Source organism: Phaeospirillum tilakii (assembly GCF_042683125.1).
Classification (GTDB): domain Bacteria; phylum Pseudomonadota; class Alphaproteobacteria; order Rhodospirillales; family Magnetospirillaceae; genus Phaeospirillum; species Phaeospirillum tilakii.
Map to the genome: position 1 here is coordinate 91,315 of NZ_JBHUIY010000005.1, position 18,122 is coordinate 109,436.

General features: G+C 72.6%; 14 protein-coding genes. 10 read left to right on the top strand and 4 right to left on the bottom strand.

The genetic code is table 11. The features are described 5' to 3' along the window. Positions 1 to 10: 10 nt before the first annotated feature. Positions 11 to 613, bottom strand: a complete 603-nt coding sequence (locus ACFSNB_RS04185; protein WP_377314781.1) for an outer membrane lipoprotein — start codon at positions 611 to 613, stop codon at positions 11 to 13. 408 nt (positions 614 to 1,021) lie between these two features. Here ACFSNB_RS04185 and ykgO point away from each other — a divergent pair, with 408 nt between their 5' ends. Continuing rightward, a complete protein-coding gene (gene ykgO / locus ACFSNB_RS04190) occupies positions 1,022 to 1,147 on the top strand; it encodes a type B 50S ribosomal protein L36 (RefSeq protein WP_377314782.1) in 126 nt (41 codons plus the stop codon). Between the two features lie 78 nt (positions 1,148 to 1,225). Here ykgO and ACFSNB_RS04195 read toward each other — a convergent pair whose 3' ends face one another. Continuing rightward, entirely contained in the window at positions 1,226 to 4,792 is a 3,567-nt protein-coding gene (locus ACFSNB_RS04195; protein WP_377314783.1) for a hybrid sensor histidine kinase/response regulator, read from the bottom strand. 212 nt (positions 4,793 to 5,004) lie between these two features. Between ACFSNB_RS04195 and ACFSNB_RS04200 the strand changes: the two genes are divergently transcribed. From ACFSNB_RS04200 to ACFSNB_RS04220, 5 genes are all read left to right on the top strand, one after another. Continuing rightward, positions 5,005 to 5,427: a hypothetical protein gene (locus tag ACFSNB_RS04200; protein WP_377314784.1), complete on the top strand. Its 423-nt coding sequence runs from the start codon at positions 5,005 to 5,007 to the stop codon at positions 5,425 to 5,427. Between the two features lie 144 nt (positions 5,428 to 5,571). Further along, a complete protein-coding gene (gene gltA, locus ACFSNB_RS04205; protein ID WP_377314785.1) occupies positions 5,572 to 7,890 on the top strand; it encodes an NADPH-dependent glutamate synthase in 2,319 nt (772 codons plus the stop codon). A 13-nt stretch (positions 7,891 to 7,903) separates the two neighbouring features. Further along, the gene (locus ACFSNB_RS04210) at positions 7,904 to 8,518 is read left to right on the top strand and encodes a ferritin family protein (RefSeq protein ID WP_377314786.1); all 615 of its coding nucleotides are present in this window, start codon (positions 7,904 to 7,906) and stop codon (positions 8,516 to 8,518) included. Positions 8,519 to 8,768: 250 nt separating this feature from the next. Further along, entirely contained in the window at positions 8,769 to 12,527 is a 3,759-nt protein-coding gene (locus ACFSNB_RS04215; protein ID WP_377314787.1) for a glycosyltransferase, read from the top strand. Between the two features lie 13 nt (positions 12,528 to 12,540). Further along, a complete protein-coding gene (locus ACFSNB_RS04220; protein WP_377314788.1) occupies positions 12,541 to 14,184 on the top strand; it encodes a glycosyltransferase family 2 protein in 1,644 nt (547 codons plus the stop codon). 113 nt (positions 14,185 to 14,297) lie between these two features. Here the strand turns inward: ACFSNB_RS04220 and ACFSNB_RS04225 are convergent, their stop codons facing one another. Together ACFSNB_RS04225 and bla are read right to left on the bottom strand one after the other, a co-directional pair. Then, the gene (locus ACFSNB_RS04225; RefSeq protein WP_377314789.1) at positions 14,298 to 14,852 is read right to left on the bottom strand and encodes a superoxide dismutase family protein; all 555 of its coding nucleotides are present in this window, start codon (positions 14,850 to 14,852) and stop codon (positions 14,298 to 14,300) included. Positions 14,853 to 14,953: 101 nt separating this feature from the next. Continuing rightward, the gene (gene bla / locus ACFSNB_RS04230) at positions 14,954 to 15,823 is read right to left on the bottom strand and encodes a class A beta-lactamase (RefSeq protein WP_377314790.1); all 870 of its coding nucleotides are present in this window, start codon (positions 15,821 to 15,823) and stop codon (positions 14,954 to 14,956) included. A 268-nt stretch (positions 15,824 to 16,091) separates the two neighbouring features. On the opposite strand from bla, the gene ACFSNB_RS04235 reads away from it, so the two are divergent. From ACFSNB_RS04235 to ACFSNB_RS04250, 4 genes are all read left to right on the top strand, one after another. Next, positions 16,092 to 16,835 (top strand): LuxR family transcriptional regulator, encoded by a 744-nt coding sequence (locus ACFSNB_RS04235; RefSeq protein WP_377314791.1) that lies wholly within the window; start codon positions 16,092 to 16,094, stop codon positions 16,833 to 16,835. 110 nt (positions 16,836 to 16,945) lie between these two features. Beyond that, positions 16,946 to 17,590, top strand: a complete 645-nt coding sequence (locus tag ACFSNB_RS04240) for an acyl-homoserine-lactone synthase (protein WP_377314792.1) — start codon at positions 16,946 to 16,948, stop codon at positions 17,588 to 17,590. Beyond that, positions 17,587 to 17,778: a hypothetical protein gene (locus ACFSNB_RS04245; protein WP_377314793.1), complete on the top strand. Its 192-nt coding sequence runs from the start codon at positions 17,587 to 17,589 to the stop codon at positions 17,776 to 17,778. Before ACFSNB_RS04240 ends, ACFSNB_RS04245 begins: the two co-directional genes overlap by 4 nt. A 16-nt stretch (positions 17,779 to 17,794) precedes the next feature. After that, complete coding sequence (locus tag ACFSNB_RS04250; RefSeq protein ID WP_377314794.1) at positions 17,795 to 17,992, top strand: hypothetical protein; 198 nt, start codon at positions 17,795 to 17,797, stop codon at positions 17,990 to 17,992. Positions 17,993 to 18,122: the final 130 nt, after the last annotated feature.

Consider the following 18,122-nt stretch of genomic DNA (forward strand, 5'->3'; position numbering starts at 1 on the left):
CGGCCCGCCCTCAGGAGGCCGTCTCCCCGGCGGGAGGCGGCGCGGCGGGGTGTGAGGCGGCGGGTTGCGGCACGGCGGGGGGCGGCGCGGCGGGAGCGGGCGCCTCGCCGACCTCGATCCCCTTCGGCTTGACCACCGTCTCGGGCAGGTCCTTGGCGGGCAGCACCCGTTGATAATGACCGCTGGTCTGGACCATCACCCGGTCGCCGACCTCGATCGGGCGGTCGTCATCGTCGATGTTCTGGACGATCGTCACCGTCTTGCCGCTCGACAGGGTAATCAGATATTCGAGCCCGTCGCGATTGGCGAGAATCTGTTCGGTAATCGACCCGCTGGCGATCCCGGTCACCGCGCCGCTGAGCGAGGAGGCGACGCTGGTCGCGCCATCGCCGAACTGCGCCCCCACCATCGATTGGGTGCCGCCCCCCAGCAACGCCCCGATTCCGGTATTTTCGCCCTGAATCCGAATCTCGCGTTTGGCCAGCACCGTGCCGAACTCGACCGGCGTGAGCTTGCCGACATCCTGGTAGGAATAACGGTTCTGGGTCGAAACCCCGCAGCCGGCGAGCAGCAGCGCCGCCAGCACTCCCGGGACGAGAACACGAATCCTCATGCCGCACTCCTTCATCCAGTCTCCTTTCCTGCCGCGCCGGGAGGGACCGACCCTGCCGACGGCGGCTCGACCCATAGCCCCCCTATCGGGTTTTTCTGTGACGGAGCCGGAAGAAAAAGGAACTCGGGGGTCGGCAGAGGCCGGTCCTCCCCGTGTCAGCGCGGGGCAAGGCGCCAGGCGGCTCCCGGGGATGCGCGGATCAAGTCCGCGCATGACGGAATCAAAGAGCGGCAGCCCCGCAGGGGGCGGACACGATCCGGGAGGCCCCGAAAAAGCGGGGCGCCCCAGGCAGAAGCATGGCGGAGGTTGACAGGCCTGGGGGCTTTCCGTATTGTCCCGACCCTCCGGTCGCGCACCCCCGGTGACGCCGTTACGGGCGACCATGTCGTTTTTCCAGGAAGAGCACTCATGAAGATCCGCAACTCGCTGAAGTCGGCCAAGCTGCGCGACAAGAACTGCCGCATCGTTCGTCGCAAGGGCCGCGTCTACATCATCAACAAGACCAACCCGCGCTACAAGGCCCGCCAGGGCTGAACGCGCCCGCCGTCACGGCGAGCCCGCGGCCGCGTCTCCCTGCCGGGAGCGCGGCCTTCGTCGTTTCCGGGGGGTAGCTCAGCGTTCCGCCGCGCCGATCGCGGCGACGGCGCGCTCGACCTCGGCGAAGGCGATCCGCACCGCCGGCAGGATCGCGGCCACCGCCGGATCCTCCTCGGCGCTGGCGATCTCGATCGCCGCGCACAGCCGGCCCAGCCGCATCGCCCCGGCGCTGTAGGCGGCGCCCTTGGCCGAATGGGCCGCCTCGCGCGCCGCCAGGGCCTCCCCCGCCCCCAGCGCGTTTTCCAGCTCCGACAGCAGCGGCCGGGTCGAATCGAGGAACAGCTCGAGCATCTCGCGCGCCTCGGCCCCGATCCCGCCGAACAAAGCCAGCATCGGCGCGGGATCGAGCACCTGCGGCACCGGATCGACCGCCGCCAGGGTCAGCGGCGAGATCGGCGACGCGGGAGGGCGGCGGCGGCGCAGCGGGGTCGCCGCCGGCAGCCAGCGCCGCAGCGCGGCATCGAGCCGGGCGATGTCGATCGGCTTGGCGATGAAATCGTCCATCCCGCATTCGCGGCAGCGGCGGGCGGTGCCGGACAGGGCGTCGGCGGTCAGGGCGATGATCGGCAGCGCCGTCCCGTCGCCGCCCTCCCCGTCCGCCGCACCGTCGGCCTCGGCGGCGCGGATCCGCTGGGTCAGGTCGTAGCCGTCCATCTCCGGCATGTGGCAGTCGGTCAGCAGCAGGCCGTAGCGGCCGGCCTGAAGCCGCTCCCACGCCTCGGCGCCGTTGCCGACCAGTTCGATCGCATAGCCGAGCCGTTCCATCAGGTGGCGGATCACCACCCGGTTGGTCGGATTGTCCTCGGCCACCAGCACCAGGGCGCCGGCCGCCTCGGCCTCGGCCGCCAAGGGCGGCGACCACACCGCCAGCGCCGGCTCGGCCGCGCCGGGGGCGAGCGGGTCGTCTTCCAGCTCGACCCGGCCGGCGGCGGCGGCGACGGTGCGCCACAGGACGCGGCGGCGCACCGGCTTGGGCAGCAGGGCGAACAGCCCGGCCGCCTCGGCCTCGGCGGCGGCCAGCGCCAGCCCGGCCGAGGAGGTCATCACCACCACCCGGGTGCCGCCGGCGCCCTCGGCCCGCCGCATCAGTTCCTGGGCCAGCCCGAAACGCTGGCGCGGATCCTCGCCGCCGTCGAGCAGCAGCACCTCGTAGCTCCAGCCGGCCAGCGCCGCCGCCCGCACCGCCGCCAGCGCCCCCTCGTCCGACACCACCACCGCCACCTGGGCCCCCAGCGCGCCGAGATAGAGCCGCAGGCCCTCGGCGGCGACCGGGCCCTCGGCCAGCACCAGCACCGCCACCCCGGACAGATCGGGGCCGGGCTCGGGGGTCGGCTCCTCGACCGGCAGCGGCACGGTGAAATGGAAGGTGGCGCCCCGGCCGGGCTGGCTTTCCACCCCGATCTCGCCGCGCATCATCTCGACCAGCCGGCGGCAGATCGACAGGCCGAGCCCGGTGCCGCCATAGCGGCGCGAGATCGAGGCGTCGGCCTGCATGAACGGCTCGAACAGCCGGGCCTGCTGCTCGGCATCGAGGCCGATGCCGGTGTCGCTGACCGCGACGGTCAGGCGCAGCGGCCGCACCCGGGGATCCCCGGTGGTGGCGGCGATGCGGACATAGCCGGATTCGGTGAATTTGATCGCGTTGCCGGCGAGGTTGGTGATGATCTGCCTGAGCCGCAGCGGGTCGCCCCGCCCGCGCGCCGGCAGGGCCGGATCGACATAGGTGATCAGGCCGATCCCCTTTTCGCGGGCGCGCGGGGCGAGCAGCTCGGCGACGTCCTCGATCAGGTCGAGCGGGGCGAGGTCGGTCAGTTCGAGCGGCAGCCGCCCGGCCTCGATCTTCGAGAAATCGAGCACGTCGTCGAGGATGGTCAGCAAAGCGGCGGCGGAATCGCTGATCACCCGGGCCATCTCGCGCGGCTCGGACGGCAGCGGCATGTCCTGGAGCAGATGGGCCATCGTCAGCACCCCGTTCATCGGGGTGCGGATCTCGTGGCTCATGGTGGCGAGGAACAGCGACTTGGCCTGATTGGCCTCCTCGGCCATCCGCTTGGCCTCGGCCAGCGCCGCTTCCTCCTGCTTGTGGCGGGTGATGTCGATCGAGGAGACGATCGCCGCCGCCTCGCCGTCCATCTCGATCCGCGCCGCCGACAGGATCGCCCAGAACTGATGGCCGTCGCTGCGGCGCAGCCGGCATTCGAACGCGGTGACGTAGCCGGTCTTCAACACCAGCTCGACCAGCCGCAGCCGGTCGGCCGGATCGGTGTAGAAGGCGCCGACATCGAGCCCGATCGCCTGCTCGTCGGGCACGCGGTACAGCTCGGTCCAGCGCGGATTGACCTGGACCAGCCGGCTGTCGCGCACCCGCCAGATCGCCAGCGCCAGCGGCGAGGTGTCGAGGATGCGGCGCAGCCGGGTCTCGCTCTCGACCAGGGCCTGGCTCGATTCGCGCAGCCGGGCCATCGCGTCGCGGAACACCCCCAGTTCGGCCGCCATGTCGGCGATCTCGTCCTTGCCGCCGCGCGGGATCAGGGCGTGGAAATCGCCCTCGACGATGCGGTGCATCGCCTCGGCCAGCCCCGACAGCCGCCCGACCAGATTGCGGCCGAGATAGAACCAGACGAACAGCAGCGGCCCGAACAGGGTCAGCACCCCGACCACCAGCAGGGTGCGGCGGCCATTGGCCACCGCCGCCTCGGCCCGGCGCTCGTCGTCGGCGGCGACCGCCTCGGCCGCCGACACCAGCCGCCCGACCGTCGCCGCGGTGCGCGCCACCAGATCGCGCCCCTCCTCGGCGGCGGCGGCGAGACGGGCGTCGGTCTGCATCTGGAGCATGCGCAGTTCGAACACGTTGCCGGCGCCGCTGCCGAGCGCGATCACCCGCCGCGCCAGCCCGCCATCCGGCCCGGCGGCGCGTTCCGACAGCAGCACCAGCCGCCGCGCCTCGGCGGCATAGGCGGCGCGCAGTTCGGCCAGCTTGTCGAGGTCGGCGGCGCCGGCCGCCTCGCGCAGCAGGGTGGCGGCCAGCATCACCGCCGGCGCCGGCGGCCCGCCCGGGCGGTCGAACGCGCCGCGCAGGTCGTGATCGAGCTGGATCACCGCCGCCGCCTGGGCGCGGGCGCGCTCGGCCAGTTGCAGCCGGCGATCGACCTGGATGTTGCGGTCGATCAGATTGTCGGCGAAGGTCGCGACCAACGAGCGCAGTTCCTCGACCCGGCCCCGGTCGGTCGCCGCCCCGGCCAGCCCGTCGATCAGGTCGAGCAGATGGCCGATCTGCTGCTGGAGAGCGACAAAATTGTTCTGGCGCTGGAACTGGCTGGACGAGGAATCGAGCGCCGGGGCGGCGGCGGCCAGCCGCGCCGTCGCCTCGGACAGCTTGAGGGCATGGGTGACGCTCGGCAGGTTGGTGCGGGTCATCCCGGCCAGCAGCCGTTCGATGTCGCTGTAGCCGACCCAGGTCAGGCCGGCCGCGACCAGCATCATCGCCGCCACCGCGCCGACCGCCACCACCAGCTTGGCCCGGATGCCGAACCGCCAGCGCCGGGCCGGGCGCGGCGCCGTTTCCGCGTTCTCCTGCGCCACGCGACCGCCTTTTCTGCCCCGGGCGCCGCCGTGCCAGCGCGGCGGTACCCCGCCGCATCATGCCTGAGCGCGAAAACCTCGCCCAGGGGGCATTTTCGCCGGGGCGGGCTTCCGCAATGGGGCCGAGCCCCCCGGGTTCCCTTTGCCGGGAAACGGCTCTAGTCTGGCCGCGACAGGGGCCGGACGGCCGGCCCGGCATGAGGGGATGGGGAATGGGGATTGCTTACGTCGCCAGAAGCAAGACGCTCCAGGCCTGGGGCTCGGATGTCGGCCTGGGCAAGAATCTCTACAAGGTCGGCTATGTCGCCGAGGGCAGCCCGGCCGAGGCGCTGGCCGCCGGGCTGGCCGGGGCGAGCGACTGGAGCGTGGTCGCCAGCCGGGCGGCCGATCCGGCCGACGAGGACGAACTGCTGACCCGGCTGGCCACGCGGGAGAAGCTGGTCGATCCGGCCTATTATCCCCGGCTGCGGGGGGAGCGCGGAATCGTCAAGGTCAACCCGGCGGCGATCGAGAACGTGATGCGGGTCCGCCTCGCCCTCGAAACCGGGGCCGAGCCCGACGTGATCAAGGTCAAGCCGACCGACATCGCCCGCCTGCTGCTCGACGCCGCCTGTCCGCGCGCCGAGCCGGACTGATTCCGCGCCGCCGGCCGGGGCGGCGACACGGTTTTGCCGTTTTGCCTTCCCGCCGAGTTCGGCTACCCTGCCTGGGGAAGGCCCACGGGATCCCGATCCCGACGGCGCGCCTTCATCCCTGCGACGGCCCGGGGGGGTTCCGGCATGGTCAGGATCGTTCGGCACCAGCGTTTTTCCGACGTCACCTTCCTGTGGGAGGTCGAGGCCCCGGCGGTGGCCCGCGCCGCCCAGCCCGGCCAGTTCGTGATGGTCCGGCTGCATGACGGCAGCGAACGGGTACCGCTGACGGTGGCCGATTACGACCGCGACGCCGGCACGGTGACGGTGGTGGTCCAGGCACTGGGCAAGACCACCCGCGAGATGCGCGACCATTACCGCGCAGGCGACAGCTTCGCCGATTTCGTCGGGCCGCTCGGCCTCGCCCAGCATGTCGAGCGGGTCGGCCATGTCGCCCTGATCGGCGGCGGGCTGGGGGTGGCCCCGGTCTATCCGCAATTGCGCGCCTTCAAGGCGGCGGGCAACCGCACCACCGGGATCATGGGCTTCCGCAGCAAGGATCTGGTGTTCTGGGAGGACCGCTTCGCCGCCGAATGCGACCGCCTCGAGATCTGCACCGACGATGGCAGCTATGGCCGGCCCGGGCTGGTCACCGCCGCGCTGGAGGAGCTGATCGCCACCGACCCGCCCGATCTGGTGGTGGCGATCGGGCCGCTGGTGATGATGCGGGCCTGCGCCGAGACCACCCGCAAGCATGGGATCAAGACGATGGTGTCGCTCAACACCATCATGGTCGATGGCACCGGGATGTGCGGCTCGTGCCGGGTCACCGTCGGCGGCGAGGTCCGCTTCGCCTGCGTCGAGGGGCCGGATTTCGATGGCCATCAGGTCGATTTCACCGAACTGATCACCCGCCAGGGCCGCTTCCGCCGCGAGGAGTCCGAGGCCAACGCCGCCTTCGACCATGTCTGCCAGCTTGACCAGAAGCTGTTCGTCGAGGGCAAGCGCACCTACAAGAAGATGGCCGAGATCGCCCCGCGCGCGACGCCGATGCCCGAGCGCGACCCGGCCGAGCGCGCCGCCAATTTCCTTGAAGTCAATCTCGGCTACGGCATCGCCGAGGCGCTGGCCGAGGCCGAACGCTGCCTGCAATGCGTCAAGCCGACCTGCATCGCCGGCTGTCCGGTGGGGATCGACATCCCCCGCTTCATCCGCCATCTGCTGGTGCGCGACCTTGCCGGGGCGCGGGCGGCGATCGCCGAATCGAGCATCTTCCCCTCGATCTGCGGCCGGGTCTGCCCGCAGGAGCATCAGTGCGAGGCGCAATGCATCCTGGTGCGCGGCAAGAAGCTCGACGCGGTGGCGATCGGCCGGCTGGAACGCTTCGTCGGTGATTTCGCCCCGCCGGCGCCGCTGCCGGCCCAGGCCGGCGGACGCGGCCGGGTGGCGATCGTCGGCTCCGGCCCGGGCGGGCTGGCCGCCGCCGCCGACCTGATCCGCGCCGGCTGCGAGGTCACCGTCTACGAGGCGCTGCATGTGCTGGGCGGGGTGCTGCAATACGGCATCCCGTCGTTCCGCCTGCCCCGCCCGATCATCGAGCGCGAGATCCAGCGCCTGCGCGACATGGGAGTGCGGTTCGAGACCGACGTGGTGATCGGCAAGACCTACACCGTGCCGCAATTGCTGGAGGAGCAGGGCGCCGACGCGGTGTTCATCGCCGCCGGGGCCGGCGCCCCCAGCTTCATGGGGATCCCGGGCGAGGCGGCCGGTCAGGTCTATTCCGCCAACGAGTTCCTGACCCGGGTCAATCTGATGGGGGGCAACGCCTTCCCCTATGCCGACACCCCGGTCGGCGCCGGGGCCAGCGTGGTGGTGATCGGCGCCGGCAACACCGCGATGGACTGCCTGCGGGTCGCGCGCCGCCTCGGCGCCGGCCGGGTGCGCTGCGTCTACCGCCGCAGCGAGGCCGAGGCCCCGGCCCGGATCGAGGAACTGCGCCACGCCAAGGAAGAGGGGATCGAGTTCCTGTTCCTGCACAATCCGGTCGAGATCCTGCTCGACGAGCACGGCAATGTGCGGGGGATGCGGGTGCAGACGATGGTGCTGGGCGAACCCGACGACAAGGGACGCTCGACCCCGCTGCCGACCGACGAGATCACCGAACTGGCCTGCGACACGGTGATCTACGCCCTCGGCACCAACGCCAACCCGATCGTGCCGAAATCGACCCCCGGCCTGGCGCTGAGCCGGCGCGGCCACATCCTCGCCGACGAATCCACCCAGGCCACCAACCTGCCCGGCCTGTTCGCCGGCGGCGACATCGTCACCGGCGGCGCCACCGTGATCCTGGCGATGGGCGCCGGCCGCCGCGCCGCCCGCGCGATCCTGGCCTGGCTCGACGGCGGCAAGCGCGACTGGCCGCCTGCCGTGCCGGTCGCGGACGCCGCCGCCCCCGCCCCGCACTGAGGGAGACCCGCCGATGCTGTGCCCGAAATGCCACCGCCCGCTCGAAGACGAGGGCGAGGCCTACATCTGCTGCGCCGGCGACGTGCTGCGCTGGCGCTGCACCGCCTGCGCCAAGGTCAGCGAGGGCTTCGCCTTTCCCCATGGCGCCTGCCCGCTGTGCGGCGGCAAACTGGAGCGGATCGAGTCCAGCGCCGCCCCCGACGCCGCCCACGAGGCGATCCGCACCGCGTTCGAGATCGAGCTGAGCGGCCACGCCTTTTATCTCGGCGCCAGCGCCCTGGCCAACGATCCGGTGCTGATCGAGCTGTTCGGCCGCCTCGCCGCGATGGAAAACGAGCATATCGCCCTGCTGACCCGGCGCTATCACGTCGAGGTCGATCTCGATGCCGGCACCGCGCCGACCCTGGCCCCCGACATCTCGGCCGAGGATCCCGCCGCCCTGTTCCGCCACGCCATCGCCTTCGAGGAGCGCACCGCCACCTTCTTCGCCAAGAACGCCGAGCGCGACGGCGCCGATCCGGCCGAGCGCCAGCTCTATCGCGAACTGGCCGCCGAGGAGCAGGAACACATCGCCCTGCTGCGCACCGAATTCGCCCGCTGGCGCCAGGGTCGGCCCGGCCTGCTGTGATGTGGGCTCCGCCCACGCCCGCCAGGGGCCGCAGGCCCCTGGACCCCGTTCCCGATCCTGCGCGCCCGACCATCGAGGGGATCCAAGGGCCTGCGGCCCTTGGCGGGTGCGGGCAGAGCCCGCGTCTTTCTTTTTCTCAACCCAGGGGATAAGGGCAAGTCCGTTTGCCGAGAAGGCGACGGATGGGATAATCTCGATTGGGTGTGTTTCCCCCGCCCCTCCCGCCTGGGAAGTGTCCGCGTCGCCGATCATGACCTCTCTGTCCCCGCTGTCTTCCACCGCCCTGCGCCGGGCGGTGCTGGTTCTCGGCATGCATCGCAGCGGCACCTCGGCGGTGACCCAGGCGCTGCACCTGCTCGGGCTGGCGGTGCCCGACAACCTGATCCCGGCCAACCCGCGCGAGAACCCGACCGGGTTCTGGGAATCCGCCGACATCGTCGCCGCCCACCAGGACTTCCTCGCCGCCGCCGGCTCGGACTGGGACGATCCGACTCCGCTGCCGCCGGCGCTGTTCCAGGGTCCCCCGGCGCGGCTGTGCCGCGAGCGGCTGGAGCGGGTCCTGGCCCGCGATCTGGCCCGCGCGCCGCTGTTCGCGATCAAGGATCCGCGGATGTGCCGGCTGGCGCCGCTGTGGCTCGATCTGCTCGACCAGCTCGGCATCGCCCCGGTGGTGGTGCTGCCGGTGCGCCATCCGTTCGACATCGCCGCCTCGCTGGCCGAACGCAACCACTTCGCCCGCGCCCGCGCGCTGCGGCTGTGGCTCAGCCATCTGGTGCTGGCCGAACGCTACAGCCGGGGCCTGCCCCGCCTGCTGGTCGATTATGCCGATTTCGTCGATGATCCCCGCCAGGGGGCGCGGCGGCTGCACCGCTTCCTCGGCCTGCCGGGCGAGCCGGCGGCGCGGCGGCTCGACTCGATCGCCGCCGTGATCCAGCCCCGCCACCGTCACCACCAGGGCGGCGACGGCGTCGAGTCCCTGCCGGAGCCGGCGGCGGCGGCCTATCGCGCCGCCCGCGACGCCGCGCGCGGCGCGCCGCTCGACACCGAGGCGATGGATCAGGCCGGCCGCTTCCTCGATCAGGCCTATGGCCTGTTCACCGAGACCGCCGACCCCGGCGCGCTCGAACGCCGGCTGGGCCAGCAGATGGCCGCGCTGACCGACCTGTCGGCCCAGCTGGCGGCGCGGCTGGTGGAAGGCCAGGAGATCAACCGCGCCGGCGGCTTCATCGACACCATCCGCCTGCATCCCGGCGGCACAATCGAGATCGGTGGCTGGGCGATCGACCGCCGCCTCGGCCGCGCCGCCTCGGCGGTGGCGCTGCTGATCAACGGCGCGGCGGTGGCGGTGGCCCCGGTCGATCGCGAGCGCGCCGACATCGTCCTGGCCGGCGAGGACGAAAGCGACCGCTTCGACCGCCGGCCCGGCTTCACCCTGTTCCTGTCGGCGGCAAAGGCGGGCGAGCTCTCGAGCTGCAACGCCCGGATGATCGCGTTCGGCGCCGGCGGCGAGCCGCTCGGCCCGCTCGACTGGACGCCGCAGGCCGATCGCAGCCTCGCCGCGCGGTTCGAGGCCCTGCTGTCGGTCGAGCGGCACGAGGCCGGGCAGCGGATCGCGGCGCTGGCCGCCGAACGCGACCGCCTCGCCGCCGCCCAGGCCGGGCTGGAGGCGGCGCGGGCCGCCGCCGAGGACGAGCGGGCCGCCCTGCTCGACCGGCTGGACCAGCAGGCCGGCGACCTCGCGGCAAGCCGCGCGCGCCATGCCGAGGACCACGCGCTGCTGACCCGGCTGCGGGCCGACCTCGCCACCGCCACCGCCGCCCACGCCACCCTCGCCGCCAGCCACGCGGCGCTCGACCGCCGCTTCGCCGCCCTGCTGGCGGACCGGCAGGCGATGCTGGCCTCGACCGGTTGGCGGCTCGCCCGCCTGCTGCAACGAGCCGGCCGGCTGCTGCCGCTGGCCGGCCGGCTGGCGCGGCGGCTCGGCCGGCAAGGCGGGGCCGCGCGCGACGCGCGGATGGTGATCGACAGCGGCCTGTTCGACCCCGCCGCCTATCTCGCCGCCAATCCCGACGTCGAGGGCGACCCGCTCGACCATTTCCTGCGCCGGGGCGGGGCGGAGGGACGCGACCCCTCCCCCGCCTTCGCCTGCGCCGCCCATGCCGCGGCCCACCGCCTGCCGGCCGGAATCAATCCGCTGCTGCACCATCTGCGCGCCTGCCGCGACCGCCTCGCCGCCTCGGGCTGCTTCGACCGCGCCTTCTATCTGCGACACTATCCCGACGTCGCCCGGGGCCGGATCGACCCGGTCTGGCACTTCCTCACCCGGGGCTGGGCGGAGGGCCGGGCCTGCGCTCCCGGAATCGACCTCGCCCCGATCCGCCGCACCCTCGGCCCGGAGGCCAACCTGCTGCTCCGCCTCGACGCCTTCCTCGACGCGGTGGCGACCTTCGGCGACGCCCTGCGCCCGCCCGCGACCTTCGCCGCCGACTGGTACCTCGCCCACAATCCCGACGTCGGCGGCGCCGGCACCGACCCCTGGCGCCATTATCTGCGCCATGGCTGGCGCGAGGGGCGCGATCCCAACCCGATGTTCGACACCGCGTGGTATCTCGACCGTCATCCCGACGTCCGCGCCGCCGGGGTCAATCCGCTGCTGCATTACCTGCGCCACGGCGCGGCCGAGGGGCGCGATCCCCATCCGCTGTTCGACACCAGGTTCTATGCCGAGGCCAACCGGGGGGAAACCGACCGCGCCGGGGCGCTGGCCCATTACCTGCGGGTCGGCCGGGCCGAGGGACGGCCGACCCGCCCGCCGCGCCCGCCGCTGGCCCCGCCCGCCGCGCGGGGGCCGCGCCTGCTGCTGATCCTGCACGGGCTGGGCGGCGGCACCGAGCGCCATTGCCGCGACATGGCGGCGCTGCTGGCGGCGGAAGGGGCCGAGCCCTGGCTGCTGCGCGCCGAGCGGAGCGAGCGGATGGCGCTGAGCGAGGGGCTCGACGGCCCCCCCCGGCTCTACCACGCCGCCGAGCCGGGCGAATGGGCGGCGCTGGTCGCCGATCTGGGCGCGCTGCGGCTCGACCATCTCCACCTGCACCATTTCATCGGCTTCCCGCCCGAACTGCTGACCCTGCCGGCGGCGCTCGGCCTTGAGTGGGACGTCACCCTGCATGATTACGCCTGGTTCTGCCCCCGGGTGACGATGGTCGGCGCGGACGGGCGCTATTGCCGCCGCGCCGAGACGGGGGAGGCCGATTGCGCCGCCTGCCTCGCCGCCGCCGGGCCGCACGCGGCGATCCCGCTCGACCCCGCCGCGCTGCCGGCGTGGCGGGCGGAGCGGCTGGCGGTGCTGGCCGGGGCGCGGCGCCTGTTCGTGCCCGATCCCGACGTCGCCGCCCGGGTCGCCGCCCTCGCCCCCGGGCTGCCGGCCGCCACCGTGCGCCCCCACCCCGAGCCGCCGCGCCGGATCGTTCCCCACCTGCCGGTCGAGGGCGAGCGGATCCGCGTCGCGGTGATCGGCGGGATCAGCCGCGACAAGGGCCGCGACCTGCTGCTGGCCTGCGCCGAGGCGGCCGAGCGGGACCGGCTGCCGCTGGCGTTCGAGGTGATCGGCACCCTGTCCGAGGCCGGCCGCGCCCGCGCCCTGCCCAACCTGACGGTGCACGGCGCCTACCGCCAGGAGGAACTGGCCGGGCTGCTGCGGCGGATCCGCTGTCAGGTCGCCGCCTTCCTGTCGATCTGGCCGGAAACCTATTGCTACACCCTGTCCGAGGCGCTGGAGGCGGGGCTGTTCCCGGTGGTGACCGATCTCGGCGCCCCGGCCCGGCGGGTGCGCGCCCTCGGCTGGGGGGCGGTGATCGCGCCGGACGCCCCGCCCGAGGCGATCAACCGCCTGCTGCTGCGGTCGGGCCTGTCGCAGCCGCTGCCCGAATCCCACCTGCGGATCGGGCGGGACTATCCCTCGCTGCTCGGCGATTATTACGCCCTGTCCCCCCTGCCGGCCCCCGTCTGATCCGGAGACCCGCTTGGCCTGCCGCTTTCATCTCGACATCCTCGGTCTGGGCGACTGGCTGACCCTGGTTGGCTGGGCGGTTTCCCCCGCCGACCCGATCCTCCGCCTCGGCCTCGCCTGGGACGACCGGCCCGATGCCTGGATCCCGGGCGAATACGGCCAGCCCCGCCCCGACGTCGCCACCGCCCGGGGCGGCGATCCCGCCTGCGGCTTCCGCATCGCCGGGGTGCCGGCGGTGCCGGGGCGGGTCTACCGCCTGTCGGCGCTTCTGGCCTCGGGCCGGCGCTGGTCGCGGCCGCTGCTGCGACTCGCCGAGCGGCGGGGCGAAATCGTCTGCGAGCGGCTCGACGGCGGGAGCGGCCCGCCGCTGACCCGGCTGGCGCCCCGGGGGCTGACCCCGTCGCTCGGCCACCTCCTCGCCCGCTACCGCCCCGACCGGCCCGCCGCGCCGTCCCTGTCGCGGCCGGTGCTGATCCTGGTGGCGATCTACCGCCGCGCCGACCTGCTGGCGCCGTTCCTCGACTCGCTGTTCGCCCACACCACCTCGCCGTTCCGGCTGGTGCTGATCGACGATGGCGGCGCGGATCCGGCGGTGACCGCGCTGCTGGCCAAGGCCCGCGCCCGCGACGACCGGGTCGAGGTGATGACGCTGGAACGCAATGGCGGCTTCGTCGAGGCGGTGTCGCGCGGATTCGAATCCTGGCGCGGCGAGCATGTGGTGCTGGCCAACAGCGACACCGTGCTGCCGCCCGGCTGGCTGGAACGGCTGGTCGGGCCGCTCGACCGCGATCCCGCCCTCGCCTCGGCCACCCCTTACGCCAATGCCGCCCAGATCTGCGGCTTCCCCGCCATGCCGGGCGACAATCCGCTTTATCTTGGCCTCGACGCCGCGGCGATCGACGCCGTCTTCGCCGGGCTCGACGCCGAGGGAATGCTGATCGACCTGCCGACCGGGGTCGGGTTCTGCATGGCGATGAGCCGCCACGCCTTGGCCCGGATCGGCTTTTTCGAGCGCGGCACCTTCGGCGCCGGCTATGGCGAGGAAAACGACTGGTGCCGCAGGGCCGCCGCCCTCGGCCTGCGCAACGTGCTGGTGCCCAACCTGTTCGTCTACCACCAGCACGGCGCCTCGTTCCCGTCCGAGCTCAAACGGCGCCAGATCGAACGCAATCTGGCGATCCTGAGCGAACGCTATCCCGATTACCCCGGCGCGGTGCGCGACCACATCCTGGCCGATCCCGGCCTGGGCTGGCGCCGCTTCGCCGCCTTCCTGCTCGCCGCCCGCGCCCATCCCGACGGCGCCCTGCTCACCCTCAGCGGCGCCGACAGCCCCGGGGCGGCCCTGCGCGAGCGTCTCGCCGCCGCGAGTGAGGCCGGGCGGCCGCTGGCCAGCGTCACCCGGCGCGGGCTGGGCTTCGCCATCACCCTCGCCTGGGCCGAGGGCTGGCTGGAACTGCCGCTGCTGTCGCTCGGCGATCTCGCCGCGCTGCGGCGCTGCTGCCCGGTCGGCAGCGTGCTGGTCGGCGACCTCGCCGCCGCACCGTTCCCCGTCACCCTGGCCGGGTATGGCGACGAAGTGCTGGGGCCGCTGCCGGCGCCCTCGCCGCTCGACCGCGCCCTCGGGGCCGGAGCGGGGGTGGCCATCTCTTCTTTGTGATGTGGGCTCCGCCCACGCCCGCCAAGGGCCGCAAGGCCCTTGGAACCCTTCGATGGTCGGGCACGGAAAGGCCGGTCAGCTTGGGCGCGGGCAGCGGTCGCGCGAGGAGTGGCTTACGGCACCACCCCGCAGGCGATGCGGGCGCCGCCGCCGCCGAGCGGCTGAGGGGCGTCGGCGTAGGTATCGCCGCCCTGGTGGATCACCACGGCATGGCCGGGCAGGTCGGCCAGATGCAGGCGCGGCGCCCGCAGTGGCGCGGTGGCGGTGCCATCGGCCGCCACCTCCAGCCGGGGCAGGTCGCCACGATGGCCCGGTTGCTCCGGGCCGCGATGGGCCCCGCTGGCGTCGGGGTCGAAATGGCCCCCGGCGGCCAGGGCGGCACCGCTGTGCCCGTCCTTGACCGCCGGCGCGCAGCTCGGGAACTGGTGCAGGTGCAGGCCGTGCGGCCCGGGCGGCAGGCCGCGCAGCGCCGGGACCAGCACCAGCCCGTCCGGGCCGTCGCTGGCGGTCAGGGTGCCGAGCGGGGCGCCGACGCCCTCGGGGCTGACCCCACGGATCGGGATCACGATCTCGGCCGCCGCCCAGGCCGGGGGCGGCACCAGCAGCGGGGCCAGGGCCAGGCCGGCCAGCAGGCCGAGGCCGGAAACGGAAGCAGCGAAACGGATCATGCCGGGTCTCCTCCGCACCATCGCGCCGCCGCGCGGCGCCCTCTCCCCCAGATGGGAGCGGCGGCGAAGACCCGCCAAGCCCTGACTTTGGCAGGGGGGGATCAGGCGGTGGCCGCCGCCGCCACCGCCGCGAGGACCGCGTCGCGCCCCTCGGGCGGCAGCGGACTGCCGGTCAGGGTCACCGCCAGGATGATCGGGGCGCGGCCGGGCGGAAAGATCACCGCGATGTCGTTGCTGGTGCCGTTCTCGCCGCTGCCGGTCTTGTCACCGGCGCTCCAGCCGGTGGGCAGGCCGGCGCGGATGCGGGCACCGCCGGTGCGACAGGCCCGCATCCAATCGAGCAGCCGGGCGCGCGAGGACGCGGACAGGGTCTCGGCACCGAACGCCAGCCGTTCGAGATCGGCCGCCAGCGCCGCCGGGCTGGTGGTGTCGCGCGGGTCGTCGCGCCCGGCCTGATTGAGGTCCGGTTCCCAGCGGTCGAGCCGGGTCACCCCGTCGCCGAGGCCGCGGGCGAAATCGGTCACCGCCGCCGGCCCGCCCAGCGCCGCCACCAGCAGGTTGGCGGCGGTGTTGTCGCTGTCGATCATCGCCGCCGCGCACAGGGCGTCGAGCGTGACACCGTCGCCGCCGGCCTGGGGCCCGGTCACCGGCGAATAAGCCACCAGCGCCTCGCTCCCGAAGCGGATCCGCCGGGCCGGATCCTCCCGCCCCTGATCGACCCGGGCCAGGATCGCGGCGCAGATCAGCAGCTTGGCCAGACTGCACAGCGGAAAGCGCTCGTCGGCACGGTGGCCGAGGCTGGTGCCGTCGGCGAGATCGCGCCGCGCCACCCCGAGCCGGCCGCCGCTGCCGGCCTCGATCCGGGCCCAGGCCGCCCGCATCGACTCGCCCGCCGCCCGCGCCCGGCCGGCGCCGCCGACGAGGCCGGCCCCGGTGGCCAGCAGAAAGCCGCGCCGGTTCAGTCCGATCATGATGGTCCCTCCGCTCTTCCGCCGCCGGCGATCCGCGATCGCGGCGATGTCGGGGGCGATAGCCGCCCAACAGGATTTATCCGTGGCATCGAACCCCGCTAAAATGGAAAAATCATCGTTACGGTTGCTCCGCCGACGGGGCCGGGTACAATTTACCCCACGCCGGCCGGGAAAGCGGCGGTGATCCGCTCCCGGCCCGGGCTTCCGGTCCCGCCGGGCGCGACGGGATGCGTGCCGACGCCGTTCATTCCGCAGACGGGAGATCAGCGTGGACGTTTCGGACTTCATCGAACGGACCAACGACCTCGACAGCCCCGACGATCTTTTCCTGCAATTCAAGAAAACGATCGGAGAGTTCGGATTCGGCAGCTGCCTGTTCGCCGGCGGCAGCACCGACCTGATGTTCCGCACCCGCTACAACATCGAATCCGCCACGCCGATCATCCTCAACCACTATCCCGACGCCTGGACCAGCCATTATCTCGAGCAGAACTACATCGAGATCGACCCGGTGTTCGCCCGCATCAAGCGGCAGTGGGAGCCGGTGATCTGGGACGACCTCGCCACCCGCAAGATCGGCGCCGCCGAGAAGAAAATGATGCACGAGGCGCGCGAGGCCGGCCTCGGCAACGGCGTCAGCTTCCCGTTGCACGGCCCCGACGGCGACAATTTCATCATCAGCATGGCCAGCGACCTGACCCCCGGCAGCCTGATGCTGCGCCGCCACTACCCCTATCTGCGGCTGATCTCGGCCCAGTTCTTCCTGGTGTTCAACGATCTGTGGCGCAAGGGGGCGGCGGCGCGCGGGGCGATCCCCCACCTGACCGCGCGCGAACGGGAATGCCTGCAATGGACCGCCCACGGCAAGAGCGCCTGGGAGATCGGCGCCATCCTGCACATCTCCGAAGCCACCGTCCGTTTCCACCTCGCCAACGCCTTCGTCAAGCTGGGAGCCCAGAACCGGATCAACGCCATCGTGCGCGGCATCCGCTGGGGCCTGATCGCGCTGTGATACCGCCCGGCCCGACCGGCATCGGGGCCTTCCCCTAGCAGAGTCGCTAGGATGTCCCGCGCCCGAAAATCGGGCTTGCTTCCCCGGCGTTCAGCACTGGGGGAGTGGTCATGTCGGTCGATATCTTTACCTGGGAAAATGCTCACCTGTTCGGCGATGCCCTGCCGAGCCAGCATCGCCTGCGCCGCAAACTGTTCATCGAGCGGCAGAACTACACCGTTCCCGTCTATCGCGACCTCGAATACGACCAGTACGACACCCCGGCCGCGACCTATGTGGTGCGGCGGGACGAGCAGGGGGTGGTCCGCGCCGTCAACCGGCTGATCCCCACCCCGCTGCCCTACATGATCAAGGATCTGTGGCCCGACCTGATCGAGACCGGACCGGTGCCGGCCGACTGGGCGGTGTGGGAAAGCAGCCGCTTCGGCGTCGACAACGAGCTCGACCCGGAAACCCGCGACCGCTACCTGGGCGAATTGCTGTGCGGGGTAATCGCCTTCGGCCTGCAACAGGGCGTCTCCTGGTTCGTCGCGGTGCTGACCTATCCGCTGATCAAACGCTCGCTGATCGCCTCGGGGGTCGATGTCGAGATCCTCGGCCGGCCCCGCGCGATCGGCGGCTGTCCGCCGGCGGCGCCGATCCGGGTCAATGTCAGCCAGGCCTCGATCGACGAAATCCGCCGCCGCAAGCGTCTGTCCGGGCCGATCATCAGCCCGCTGTCCCTCACCGCCGGCCAGGGAAGGATCGCCGCATGAAGAAGAAAAGCCACAGCCGGCGCGACACCGGGCGCCGCGACGAGGTCGCGCTGTCGATCGGGGAGGCGCTGATCTTCCTGCGCGGCGAGGCGATCGCCGTCGGCCTCGACGATCTGGCCCAGAGCCTGTCGCGTTCGATCGACACCGCCACCCAATCCGCCAAAACCAATGTTGCCGGCATTTTCTGAAGACGGGATCCGAGAGATGAAGAATGAACGCGAATCGACCGGAAGCGAGATCATGCTCGAATCCGCCCGCACCCGGCTGTGGGAAGCGGTGCGGATGATCCGGGGCCTCGACATCGACACCGACGAGGTCCGGCTGTTCGAGGCGCTGGTGCAGGGGGCCGAGCAGATCATCGACGACAACATCAAGCTGTTCCTCAAGCGCAAGCTCAATTAGGGCCGGTCCAACGGCGGGACCGGACCGAGGCCGGGTGGGCCATCCCCGGCCCGACGGGTGGGGCGCGTCCCCACCGAACGGCAAGGTCAGCCCGGGTGAGGCGACAATCGTCGCCGCCCCTCCGGCGACA

What these genes read in the sequence shown, in the direction of transcription:
- ACFSNB_RS04185 (WP_377314781.1), bottom strand. Translation starts at nt 613, where the DNA reads ATGAGGATTCGTGTTCTCGTCCCGGGAGTGCTGGCGGCGCTGCTGCTC.
- ykgO (WP_377314782.1), top strand. Translation starts at nt 1,022, where the DNA reads ATGAAGATCCGCAACTCGCTGAAGTCGGCCAAGCTGCGCGACAAGAAC.
- ACFSNB_RS04200 (WP_377314784.1), top strand. Translation starts at nt 5,005, where the DNA reads ATGGGGATTGCTTACGTCGCCAGAAGCAAGACGCTCCAGGCCTGGGGC.
- gltA (WP_377314785.1), top strand. Translation starts at nt 5,572, where the DNA reads ATGGTCAGGATCGTTCGGCACCAGCGTTTTTCCGACGTCACCTTCCTG.
- ACFSNB_RS04210 (WP_377314786.1), top strand. Translation starts at nt 7,904, where the DNA reads ATGCTGTGCCCGAAATGCCACCGCCCGCTCGAAGACGAGGGCGAGGCC.
- ACFSNB_RS04215 (WP_377314787.1), top strand. Translation starts at nt 8,769, where the DNA reads ATGACCTCTCTGTCCCCGCTGTCTTCCACCGCCCTGCGCCGGGCGGTG.
- ACFSNB_RS04225 (WP_377314789.1), bottom strand. Translation starts at nt 14,852, where the DNA reads ATGATCCGTTTCGCTGCTTCCGTTTCCGGCCTCGGCCTGCTGGCCGGC.
- bla (WP_377314790.1), bottom strand. Translation starts at nt 15,823, where the DNA reads ATGATCGGACTGAACCGGCGCGGCTTTCTGCTGGCCACCGGGGCCGGC.
- ACFSNB_RS04240 (WP_377314792.1), top strand. Translation starts at nt 16,946, where the DNA reads ATGTCGGTCGATATCTTTACCTGGGAAAATGCTCACCTGTTCGGCGAT.
- ACFSNB_RS04245 (WP_377314793.1), top strand. Translation starts at nt 17,587, where the DNA reads ATGAAGAAGAAAAGCCACAGCCGGCGCGACACCGGGCGCCGCGACGAG.
- ACFSNB_RS04250 (WP_377314794.1), top strand. Translation starts at nt 17,795, where the DNA reads ATGAAGAATGAACGCGAATCGACCGGAAGCGAGATCATGCTCGAATCC.